Source organism: Microseira sp. BLCC-F43, from assembly GCF_041929235.1.
In the GTDB taxonomy this organism is placed as follows: Bacteria; Cyanobacteriota; Cyanobacteriia; order Cyanobacteriales; family Aerosakkonemataceae; genus Microseira.
The window spans coordinates 17,996-31,181 of sequence record NZ_JBHFNP010000057.1 but is presented as its reverse complement, the minus strand read 5'-3'; the positions used below and the strand labels follow the sequence as shown (position 1 = coordinate 31,181).

2 protein-coding genes are annotated in these 13,186 nt (G+C 44.5%); one reads left to right on the top strand and one right to left on the bottom strand.

Translation table 11 applies throughout. The features are described 5' to 3' along the window. Positions 1–144 precede the first annotated feature (144 nt). Positions 145–420: a hypothetical protein gene (locus ACE1CM_RS09720; RefSeq protein WP_374877209.1), complete on the bottom strand. Its 276-nt coding sequence runs from the start codon at positions 418–420 to the stop codon at positions 145–147. Between the two features lie 775 nt (positions 421–1,195). Here ACE1CM_RS09720 and ACE1CM_RS09715 point away from each other — a divergent pair. Beyond that, positions 1,196–13,174 (top strand): peptidoglycan-binding protein, encoded by an 11,979-nt coding sequence (locus tag ACE1CM_RS09715; protein ID WP_374877208.1) that lies wholly within the window; start codon positions 1,196–1,198, stop codon positions 13,172–13,174. The last annotated feature ends 12 nt before the right edge of the window (positions 13,175–13,186 follow it).

Genomic DNA, 13,186 nt, shown 5'->3' with positions numbered 1-13,186 from the left:
ATCGCAATCTCCAAATTGGTAGCGATGTTCCCGTGGGGAAAACTCCGAATTAGATTACTAAAATTAACAATTGCTTCTGCATAGATTAATGCTTCTATTGGCTGTACTCCAAACCAAGTAGTTGTTGCCCAATCACGCAATATCTTAATTACAGCAGATTGCAAGCGAGTGAGGTACAGCTTTTTGGTGCATTTTCTGTAACTGTAGAGACGTTACATGTAACGTCTCTACAGCGCCTGCGATCGCGCACTGTACCTCATACGGCTGCAAGGCGCTATAAAGTGTCATCCAATTTATCCAAATTTTCTGGCAACAGGGAGTAGACGATCTGGGGTTGCGATCGCTCTCTTGCACAGTTTTGAGAATCAACTGGAGGAAGTCGAGATATGCTTCTGGATTAGAGGGTAGTTTAGAGTTCATTACCGACCTATTGTACAAAATGCTGCCCAATAGAAAGGAGATTGAAAAGGTTCGTCGTTATCTGAGATATTATTTAACCTACGACCCATAGACATCCTAATTGTTTCCTATAGAAAAATTTTACTGTCTGCAATCCATATTTCCAGTTCCTTCTTGGTAATATCTCTCAACCATATTTTGGGTTGGAAATAGCCCAACACATGCTTATCTGACAGACGCTGTTGTTGCTCTAGTTTGCGTTGTTTATGTTTGAGCGAGCGCTTGCTAATTGACTTACTTTCTCAGCAGTTGCGATCGCTTTGGATTTGGCGATCGCTCACCTGTTGGGGGGCTTAAACCGAATTCAGGTATTTCGACTTCCTCTTTTGTTACTCTTAGTAAATACTTATTAACAATTGTTTATTATGCCAGATTTATTACCAAAATAATGATTAAGATGATAGTTGATTGATGACTTGAGTTTACTTGTCGGGGTCAAGCTTAAGTTTTCACCAATTTATATAAAGTCACTCAATCAAACACATCATTTTACAGTGGGTGCATCAGGGGTAATTCTTCAGGATAGAGTAGAGCCATTTTTAACATCTACCCCAAGAAGTTTTTTTTCCATAATACTTTGAGCCAGAAAACGATTAAATCTTGATGCCTGGGCCTCAGAAAAATTAATCGCCAATTTTTTGGTCTACCCATCTCAATGACGAATCTCCCACTCGGGGCAATAGTGACCTGGGATAGTTCATACTGCTAAAAATTTGTGTCAGTGGAGAAAACGACAATGGAATCAGCATACGGTGGATACAACCTCAAACTTAAAGATTCAGATTCCAAATGTTTTTATGAAGGTAGGAATCGGTCTGCACCCACTGACAACATACCACAGCCAGGTCAAACAGGTTATGTGCGCCAGTTGCAAGAAGATTTGGAAAAACTCGGCTTTAAACTTTCACCTACTTACGGTGAGTTCGATCTCAAAACAGAGTGGGCAGTACGGGAGTTTCAAATCTATGCCAAAATGCCATTTGTTGCCAAGTTGAAGGCAAATGCGCCTGCAACTAAAAGATATGTAGATACTCTTGAACCAACTCAAAATACCAACCAATATAAGGATTATATTAGTGGAGTAGTCAACCAAAGAACGCGGCAATTAATTCAATTTTGGCTAGCTAATAATTGGCGCTGTCCTGTTGTCGTTGAAATTTGGTATAAAAATTTTAACAAAAAAATAGTTAACCAGCCAGATGGAACTCCTCAAAATATTTGGTTAACCGAGCAGTTTAATGATAAAAAAGCTCGGATTTTTGTGCGAGATTTTAGTGGATATTATATTCCGGCTGATACTATTCGAGACGATTATAGACGTTACGATGACTTCTTGCCAAATCGCCCACGGGATGAACGCGACAAATTGATTGTCCTCGGCATTGCATTAAAGGGGGGGCCGCTTTCTGATGTTCCTAATAATGTTTGGTATCCCGAAACGGAAATTTTGCCAGACAATTTAGTAGGCAAGGCACTTAATCAACTCACTGCTGAAGAATTATCCACCTACAAAGTTATTCGGACTGCTGCTGAACAAGAATGTATTGGTTACTTTGACTGCATTAATGCTTGGGATGATGCTGTTATTTCTCTTGGCCCATGTCACTGGACTTTACTGTTAGGAGAACTCGGGGCATTTTTGGCATACCTTAAATATCAAGACGAGTCAGCATTCAAAAAAGCGATTGGCTTTTTTGGCATCCAAATAGATAAAGATTGGTTTGAAGGTGCTGGTGCTGCTAATGGCGAATCTTTGTTTAATTCCGGGATGCGTGCTTATGCTGCATGGCCCTCACAAAACACAGAAGCCGGCGACTATGAAACTATAGCGAAATATAACAAACAGGCAGGATTTAAGCGGGAAGAAACGAAAAAGTATGCCAATTACTTTAAAACGTGGCACTGGTTCTATCGTTTTGTAATGGCGAGCCGTACAATTGAGGGTTTTCGTCGCTGTATGTGGGACATGGCACGAATACGCCTGCGAGATATTCTTTCTACTCCTTGGTCAAAAGAAACTGACCCGAATGGAGGTGCAGGCGATCGCCGGACAAAAATTGGCGATGTTTATACCTCAGAAAAAGCAGTTGCCCTTTTGCTGCGCTACCATATTTGGCGACCTGCTTCTATAGTTCTCAACGGTAAAGTTAGCAACTTAGCGGCTAGCAAATCTAACCCACCACCTTTACAGCAAGCATACCAAAGAGCAGTTGAACGCGCTGGTAATAATCCACCCAGTCAACCTGATTTAGTAAACGCCATCATTGAGGTAGTTACTAACTGGGTTGGAAATAAACCCGCCGATCTGGATAGCAAGGAAGGGAAAGAATGGCAAACCCGGAATGGTTTCCTCGAAACCCTAAAGCAAGTGCGCGACTGGCCTACATGGCAACCTAATAACAATCGCAGGAGATATCAGCTGCGAATTGATACAGGTCTGAGTATAGAGCCTAATTCTTTAAAATTGTTCTCCAGCGGACTTGCAGGCATACCGCTACCCGATAAATCAAAACTCTACGGCGGCTATAAACTACGACAAGGAGACTTTGATAAGGATAAAAGCAACCCGCCGAAGAAGTTTAAATACGGAGGATCTTTCCGTTCTGCCAGTCAGGAAGAGCCGCTACCAGACAGCGAAGAAAAGGGTTTTGTGCGCGAACTGCAAGAAGACCTACAAAATTTAGGATTTCTGCTTAAAAAACCCGACGGAATCTTCGACAAAAAGACAGCAGAAGCTGTGAGAGAGTTCCAGCGCTACGCCCAGATGGAATATGTTGCACAATTATTGCAACCGCCCCCACCAGATACACAATATTATGTTGAACGCTTGCAGCCATTCAAAAATTTTCAGTTTTACAAGGGTGCGGTCAGTGGTGTAGCCAATGAAGCGACGCGAGGATTAATTAAAGAATGGTTAAGGAGGGATTTGCGCTGTCCGGTGGTGATTTACGGCAGGAATCTGACGCCCCCCAATCGTTTGAACCTGCGGGAAAATGTTCAACCAGAACCGGATAATATCTGGCTGTACTCGGACGTGCAAACCGAGGGAACGCAGATATTTGTTAAAGACTTTACGCAACACTACGCAGACGGTTTACCTCCGTCCCATCAAGATGGTTTGTTTGCACTCGGGCACTATTATGCGCCAGGAGAGTTTCTTTTTAGTGCCAGATTGGAGTTGCAGGCAGATTTAGACAATAGCCCTAACTTATCAGATGCTTGGCGTCAGGAGTTTGCCCAAGCAACGCCACCGATAATGGTTTCCAATACCGTAACAGTAGAAAGCGATCGCGCGAACCATACCTGGATAATTAAAGATATTCAAAACCACAAAGAATATACAATTCGCCGCACAGAAACAGCACTCAATGTCTTCACCAGATTACCCGGCGGGCCGCGTATCCTTGGCTTCAGCCAAAACGCTTCCAATCCATACCATAACTGTTGGCAAGAAGCGGAAATTTTGCCCGTGAATCTGATTGGTAAAGCGCCATCTGAATTGAACAATGCCGAACGATCTACTTTTTTAGTTTTGCGTGCTGTTGTCGAAGCTGCTTCCCAAAACGAAAGTTTTGGCTTTCTCGACAGCGTGCGAGCTTATGACCGCAATATTCCGGCATTTGGATTGTTTGACGTCCAAGAAAACAGCGACGGTCAAGAATTATTTGCTCACCTCGCTTACTTGCGTAGCATCAACCCAGCGGCGTTTAAAAAAGCTTTTGAATTTTTTGGCATTCGCGCCGATAAAGATTGGGAAGACAACAAAGGCGAAGCAAATGGCGTTGCTCTCTACAATAAAGAGCAGCGAAACTATACTGCCTTGCCAGCACTAGAAACACTAGCATCCGACGATGAAACGGTAACAGAAACGGATGAGGATATCAGCGAGGATTTCGCAACTTGGCACTGGTTTTATCGGTTTGTGATGGCAAACCGAACGATTGCAGGACATCGGCAGGCAATTTGGGATATGACTCGCGTCAGGTGGCGGGATTTGCTGGCAACTCCATTTCCCAAAGGTTTCTTACCAGATATCGGTACGCGCCGCGCCCTCCTGGGGGATGTTTTTACCTCGGAACAAGCGATCGCAATTGTTTTTTACTGGTATTTGCGCTTTCCCCAAGAGATAGTTGATAAGGGAATTGTTGGGGAAAAATTGCGTCATGTTTGCACCCGTGCAGTGACTAATAATTCATCGCCCACCTCATGGACAAACAGCGAGGAAGAAAGCTTAATCCGCGAGTTAATTACTGAAGGCATTCAACGCCACGGTTCCGAATTTGGACAGGTACTAGAAAATCTTTGTCGATGGCCTTTATGGGTAGAAGGAAGCAATCCTCACGGATACCAATTATGCCCAGCGGATGTATTTGCACAGCCGCAAAATCGCAAGTTGGAATTAGCGCCAGGACGTCACAGTTTCCAATTCGATGCTACCCGGATGACGCCGCCAATTCCTAAGAGCGTGACGGCAATTAAACGGGCGATTCGATTGAGTTCTCCGCCTGTATCGGGAGAGCGGCTCAAGTTTAGCGTTTTGGCATTGGCAGAAGAAGATGAAGATGCTCCCGGAAATGAAATTATCCCAGAAACTCTCAAAATTACTGCTGTTATTCTGACGATAAAAACAGAGAATGAAATTGGGATCAAATTGCCGATCAAAAGAGCGCCAATTGACTTCAAATTCAAACTGAACCAGAACCCAAACGGCAAGACTAAAGTTTGGGATACATCGAATAGCGAACAGCAATATTTTGATATTTACGACATCAGCGACGATGCTGAACTGCCGCCGGAAACTTCTTGGGAACTGGATATTTCAGCGATGCAGGATGGGGTTGCTAATTTATTGCAGGTAGAAGCAAAGTTAAACTGGAATTCCCAACGGCAAGTTTATCTTCAAACAGAAATTAAAGCGCCATTTTTTAGAAGTTCGCTGAAATGGGTTTTTGCGGCGGCTGGAACTCCCCAAAGCGATCGCGCAGACTTTTTTAACTTTAGCATCGAGGAAAGACAGCTCAAATTTGAGTTAGCTTCGGTACTAAAAGTATTCCAAAATGTTTTGCCTATTACTTTTACCAATGCTATTAAAGCGAATTTAACCTTAGAATTGGTTGAGCAAGCATTGAGCTGGCGACTGGAAACAGAAGCAGCAGATAAAATTGCCATCGATTTAGGTTCGTCTTTAGTACGTTTGGAATTGGGATTGCCTAAACTTACCCTGGATGCTTTCGAGGGTTTGTCGGTGTCATTTCCCCAAGCGGGAGCAAAGGTGGCTTTGTACCTTGACCTCTTTTCTTGGGCAGAAGAAGACCAAAAGATTATCAATAATCTTTTTTCAAATGATGCCGTTGTTGGCTCCACAGATGTTGGTTTCGAGCCATTTAATTGGCTGTTAAAACTTACGTCTGCATCGGGGGCGCTAGATAATCTACCGACCGTTTCTGACTTGTTTATTTGGAAGACGGGAATTTATCCCACCATCCATAAAGATTTGCTGGCAGCGCTGACGGAAACAACCGTTAATGTTAAGCGCAAGTTACAGGCATTTGCTGGGGATGTTTTAGGTGCAATATTGCCAACTCAGGTGACTTTTAAACCGGCTCAAAAACCGATTGAGTTGGTACAAGAGGAAGATTACTGGCGATTGTTGGTATCGCTAATCTTGCAAGTTAATGGGGTTAAGGACTCTACCCTTCAGCCCATTTTCCAAGCGACGGGTAAATTTGGTTTTTCTGCGAGTGTATCTGAGCAAGATCCAGAAAACTATTTAGATATTCAAGCGGGTGCTTTCAGGGCGGATGATAAAATTGAAATTCAAGTCTTAGAGGATAATGTTTCTAGTTTTGCCAATTTAGTTTCGCTCTACATTCCCCAAGGAAGCATCTTTGATTTTTACACTGATCCCCGCAGCCCAAAAATCAAGTGGGTTACAGATAAATCGCAACAAAAAACACCTAATAAAATCGCCTTACGCATTCCTGGTTCCAAAACTCAGGATATTGGCAAGTCTGAAGCAGGTTGCTTTACCTTTGAAATGGAAAAATTCTCGTTAGGAACGGATGGATTTGACCTCAAGGGTGCAGTGCGAGTAGAAAGTGTTTGGCTGGGCGAACCAAAAATTACGGGTTTCCAAAAACCGCTGGCAATTAAAGGAATTGAAACAAAGAGGGAGGAATCTCAAGAATCGAAAATTGGTGAAATCGAATTTCGCCAAAGCAAGCTGGTTTATGGCAGCTTGCAAGCTGTTGCCCAACTGAGTTATTTTGACGATGCGATCGCCACATTTTCTCTGGCTATTTCCCAAGACAAAACCAGTGCATCTCTAGCCGTTGCAGGTACGCTCGATATTACGGGTTTGTCTGAATTTCACGTCGATGCCTTATTTGCTACCTTCCAAATTACCTTGTTGCATTTAGAAACCAAATATCAAAACGGCGATTGGAACAGTAGCGGTGCAATGTCGGGGCGGGTGAAATTCGAGCCAGCAAAAGGGAAATCTGCCGCCGAAATGGGCGAGTTGGCAGAATTATTTAAGGGCGTTACCGTCGAATTTGAATCCTTGAACCCGGTTGAAATGGGGGTAGAAGACTTGACCGTACAATTCCCGTCGAAACAATTTGAATTTGCCAAAATCTTTAAGATTGACTTGCGCGGTATTAAAATTCTGAAAGAAAAAGGATTTGAACTGTTAGGCGATATTGCCATCGAACGCTTGCCCGGTGTTGACGCGCAACTATCTTTTGGTGGCATTACCCTCATGCCACGCGCCAACCAAGCACCCGAATTCACAGTGCGTCGCATCGGTGCTGGTTTTAGCGTTGCGGGCGGCTTTGAAATGCACGGTCAAATGGACTGGATTGATGATGAAAAAGAAACTGGTTTTGGGGGGGCAGTAACAATTAAAACAGAGGCACTGCCTCAATTAACTGGGTTATTGAAACTGACGCAAGCGAAAACCCTCAGCGGCGAAGTTGTGGCTGCGATCGCAGTTTATTTCGAGACAGAATTAGAAGTGGCATTGTTTGCAGGTTTCTTCTTGCGAGGATTGGGACTGGGGTTGGGTATTAACCAAGCATTAAACGGACTCCAAAATAAAGATTTGCCACTGCCGCAACGCATTATTGCTTTTGTAGACAATCCTCGCGGACTCCCCGAGCCAAAATTGTTACCTTCATGGGTTGCTAATCCTCCAGCGAATGCTTCCCAACCGATTAATTGGATGTTGGTTGGCAAAGGTGTAATTAGTTATGGGAAATTGCCCCCCGATAAAGAGCATCCTTTAGTGGGCAGTATTCTACTGGCAATCGATCAAGATTTAGATATCGTTGCAGCGGTAAATCTTTGGCTATTTTGTTCGCCCCAGCAAACCGGACAAGAACAATTTATTCGCAACCCAGCAGGTAGAGGGGCGCTGGCAATTTCGCCGCGTGCGGAACAAGTGTACGGACTGTTCCGCACGATTAAAGATCCCAAACTGAGTGACAATGCACCCAAACTGTTGGCGGATGTTTTGAAACAGGTTAGTACCACGTTAATGTTTTTGGGCGATCGCAATGGCTTTTTGTTAGAAGTCGGCTGGCCTTGGGAAACAAAAATCACTTATCAATACGGTTCCATACTCAAGGGAACGCTCTCCTCTGGTTATCGGTTTGGTATTTACCGGGGTTTGATTAGTTTTGGCTTAAACTTTGCCATTAATGTAGTTCTTAATGCTCAAGCCAAGATTGAATTTAGTACCCGTTTTGGTAAAGCTGGCGCATCCCTCAGCGTTTACGGCGAAGGTTATTTCCGCTGTTCGTTTGTCGGGGCTTTAACTCCTAGCTTCCGCCCTTACTTGTTGGGTGAAGTGCGAGTGGCTGCAACGGTGGAAGTGCGAGCAGCAGCTTACTGCGAGTTTTCTAAGAAAATTTTAGGCATCCGAATCCGACTAAAAATTAGCTTCCGCACCTCGCTCAAAGTTTCGATTTCGGCAATCTTAGTTGCGGCAATGGAAGGGGCTGATATTGGTTTCAAGGGCGATGCTAAAGTCGCAATTTCTGTGGCGGGTTACTGGCTTTCTGGTAATGTTCCCTTCCGCTATCAAGACGATAAGGTGGCTGTTGTCGAGCAACAACTGCACCAAATGCTGCCGCGTCCAATTGCTGCGAAATCTGCTTTTCGCGCCCCAATGGCTGCGTTTGCATTGCGAGAAACTGAATTGAAAGTCGCGGCACCCCAGATATGGAATTATCGGTTTCGTCGCGTGCAAAATCAGATTCGTGTCCTGCTGTTTCCCAAACCAGGATTGCCCGAACCCGGTCGAGAATATCCGCGAGTTCAAAAGCTATTTGATGTGGTTGATGACGGCAGCATAGAAACAGGGTTAAAGGAAAATAAAATTGCGCCGCTATTACGCACTCAGTTTGTGGATACTGACAAACTTTCCGAGCATATATCTGTTGCTAAAGTTAGGAATCACTGGCGAATTTATGACAGCGATCGCCAAAATTACTACAGCATTTGGTTAGATGCAAAGCGGTATCACGTTTACAAAATTAGCAATGCGCCTCGCTTCCAAGTAAATTTGCAACAAACAACAGCATTCCGGGGATTTTTGGGTTCTGGGCTGGCGAGCGATCGCGATAGCACAAATTCGCTGCTAGAGTGGGAAGAAAACCTTAATCGAGTGGTCATGATTCGCGACGAAGTACTCGCTAATCGCGATCCTTCTGTTGTTAGCGATAATTCCGCCGAAGTTCGCAACCTCACCGTCGGTGACTTATTATTTGCCCTGACAGAACCTTCTCAAACTCAAACTGCCTTCTCTAACTTCCAGGCTGAAAATGTCACAGAAACTGTCGATCCGCGCACCCAAAATCCAGTAGCAGCCAACGCAGATGACGAGACAGCAGGAATTGCACCGGAAGGCCAATATTCGCCTTATTTTAAACCAGACGATCGCGAAGATAGCTACGATCGCAAACTCGCCGCCGCTTGCGAACCAGACGCACCTTTGTCTAATGAGGTGGGCGATTCAGAAGGACTTTCGCCCGGTTTATTGATCGGCGAGTTAGTTTCTTTGGTGAAAGATACTCAAGCCAATCCGCAGCAAAATGCAGCGTCTTATACCCTTGCACCTCACCTGAATCTTGTACTCGTTTTTGAGGACAACAAGGCATTATTGCCAGATGAAGACCCCGTACCAAAATTGCTCGACCTGGTAAGCTTCAAAGTTGATGGTCAGGAAACTAAGTTAGAGTCTCCGGTAGGCGATAAAAAGCCAAAATACGATTTAATTGCAGGGACGCATTTTCAACGAAAATCGCAAATTTGTCTGACTTGGAATTTCAAACGAGAAGACGAGAACACAGAAAGTATTGAGAATCGCGAAATTCAAGAAATAGGAAAAGTTTACGAAGAGTTAGACCGTTTTGTAGTCACGCGGACTGTTCTGCAAAAGCCTAACGAAACACGAATTTTCCCCGATCTGCATCCCTCAGTCTTGGTGGCAGAATCAGAAGTATTACGACCCCAATTTCAATTTGTGGACGATCTCGTGCAAGATGGAGAGGGCAGTATTGAAGACGGCGACCTCGTACAATACAAAGTTGTCGCTCAAACCTTGGACGATCGCTTGCTGGCAAGTTGCATTATTAATGTGGTTCGCCGGACAATCAAACCGTTACAACCTCCTAGTCAGTCGCTGGCGTTGCATCAATTGCAATTTGCTAATAATAACAATTACACCCAAGGAAATTTTGAGGTTGCTGTTGCTTTCTCGGATTTAGCAGGCGAGGAACCCAGGCAAATTATTACCCAGTTGCAATTGCTTTATCGTTTGATTCCTGCTTCTACAGTTGGACTTTACGGATTTGAACAAAGTCCAGAGATGAAAACGAAATGGTTGACAAAAAAAGTCGGTCAAGATGAAGAGAATTCGATCGCTATCAGCTACGCCGAATCGGAGAGCGATCGCACGCTGACTTGGGAAGAATTGCAACGCCTAAACCTCTCCCAACTCAATCCAGATCGAGGATGGGAAACGCTTTCAATTTCTACACAGCACGAACAAAATAATCAAGCTGTGCAACTCGGTTATCACCTCCTATTTAGCGAAGAAAAATTGTGGCAACAAGTGGGAGAAATTCCGCCAGGAATGGCAATTGAATTTTATATTGGTCGCGAACAAAAACAAGGGGAACGTATCGAACAACGTTCTCAACTATTCCGCTGTCGTCACGCAATTCAATTGCCTTTTGCGGCACAAACTAATCAAAGCGATGACGTCAAAATTCATTACTTTAGTCGTGGTAATCCTGTCAACGCGATTGAAAAACTTCCCCCCCATCTGCCAGTAATAACTTACTTAGCACCTCACTTTGTTCAAGGTCAAGTTAGTTACACCGAAACAGCCGCGCAGTTGCTGTTAACTTGGCGACACGATCGTTCTGGTCGCGGTGACACCAACTTCAGCTTTAACCCGGTGGCAAACTATCGCATTCACCGCAGTGACGAATATTCCCCATTGGATTACGTGCGCTACGCAGATGAAGCCAAAATCCTTGCCAGACCAGAATTAACCATCCGGGTTGTGCCAGAAATTATGTATAAATCTACGCCAAGTACGATTGAAGTTCAGGGGCGAGTCAGTCAAGGTCAAATTGTTACCGATTGGAATGTTAAAGAAATTGAGCCGGATTTATTGTGGAAAAAGCCTGAAAGTCGCAGTCAGATCCATGCCGAACCGCTGCAACGTAAATCCACTGAATCTGGCCCAGTTTGGTTATTAACTGCAATCGTCGAGGTGCTAGACAAAATTAAGCAAATTCTCGCTCAAAAACAACTAGACATCCGCTACATTCTCAAATTCCATTATCCCTTGGAAGATCGAAGTTCGACGGCGGTTTCGCAAGAAGGAGGAACCGTAAAAGAGCGACTGGAAAAATTAGTCAAAACCCTTGATGAAAAAACCGATCCATTCGGTTGGTGGGCGTTAGAAGCTTTGGGTTTAAGCTGCGAATGTCACTTTGAAGACAGAGAAGGACGCCCGCTTGATTCCCACTATTTGACAAAGATTTTACGGCAGGAACTAAAAGATACAATTAGCGATTACCCGATTAGCTTTGCTTTGTTCCTGGCTGAAGATGGTAAGACTTTCTTAAACGTTCTGCGAGTATTTTATGCCGAACCGTTGAAGTTTGACGAGGAAACAAACGGGACGCTACCTTATCTTTATCTCAAAGCACCTTTGGGCGTGAGGTTACAGGGTAGAGAAGACGAGAAATCCGATCAACCGCTAGACCTCAAACAATTAGATTTTACTAGCAAAGAACTGCTGGAAACTTGGTTGAGAAACATTCAATATCGACTCAATCGCCAGTTCGTACCAGGTAGTGTTGTAATTTACCAATACAATGCAGCTGATGCTGAGAGGACAGAGCGATCGCGCCCCGCACAAATCACCTTGCCGATCAACGCCGAAGGACTGATCGAATGCGATTTACCCATCCCCGATCTTTGGGCGCACCAGTATGCGATCGCGCTGAGAATAATTCGCCGCTACGATACGCTGTGGAGTCGATTGCAACCGCCGCAGTTAAGTACTAATGTGCAAAAGATTCCCTACAGCCACCTCAAACATATTCCTGTAGAGCGATCGCTTCCCCTGGTTCCTCACAATATTATTGCCACACCCCTACCAGGAGGAATTCAAAGTCTCGTTTTCGCCCATCCGGCTGCATTTGCGGCTGCTGCATCGGCGGTAAATGCCGTTAGCGGCCAATATTCCGGTCAAACCGTACTATTACAGCGTCGCATTAATCCCGACGAGCGCAACAAGATTGCAAATTTGTATAACGCCGCCGAAATTCAATGGCAACTTTATCAAAACTGGCTCAATACCGCTGGCTTTGAACAAATTAAACCGGGGCCTTTCGTGCTAAAAAACGAACGGGGAGAGTGGAATACCCTGGCACTCAAACCGATCGAAGGCACGCAAGCAGGAATTTACGGTGCAGATCGCTACGTATTCCCAGATTTACCCGCTTATTACGAATATAGGGTAGCCGCTTATAGCACGGCGGGTCGAGTTTGCAGTGAGGTGAAAACAACAAGTTTCACTGCGCCACTGTACGATAAAATTCGCCAACGACCCCGAACGGTAGCGTGTCGCGATGCCATTTTCAACCCTGAAGATAGCACTTTAAAACTCACCTTGCGCTTAATTCATCCCCGCTTTCACCTACGAGATGAAATTAGTCCGTTATGGGTGAATGCGGAAGAAATGTTTGAGGTAAGAAAAGGTGAATTTATCCGTTATGGCAGTTTGCCCGATGCTTACCTCAACTATCAGCTTTACATCCAAGAAAATCCCGACGAAAGTTTCTCCGATCCCGTTTTGCTACCCTTGGCGGAAATTGTCCCGCCATTAATAAAAGGCATGACACCGGAGCGGTTAAGTTGGAAAGCTAAAGCGCAACTAATTGGTGCTACATTCGATGGCAATAGCGAATTGAACTTGTCAGTTTTGCAAGCAGGTGACAACGCTAATGCTAGCAGGCTTGAATTAGGAGAACTTTACCTTGAATTCAAATTGCACCTGAACGATTCTCAGTGCGAAAAGGTTTTACATCTACTGCGTCAATACTCCAATCAACCTGAAAAAATTCGCAGTTTAATTTATCTTTCTGTTGCCCGCGATGGCGTCTGGTCGCCTATCGTTCAAACACCGTGAGTAAGTCGAGCC

Bases quoted from the DNA above. Each gene is read 5' to 3' on its own strand.
- ACE1CM_RS09720 (WP_374877209.1), bottom strand. From the start codon at position 420: ATGAACTCTAAACTACCCTCTAATCCAGAAGCATATCTCGACTTCCTC.
- ACE1CM_RS09715 (WP_374877208.1), top strand. From the start codon at position 1,196: ATGGAATCAGCATACGGTGGATACAACCTCAAACTTAAAGATTCAGAT.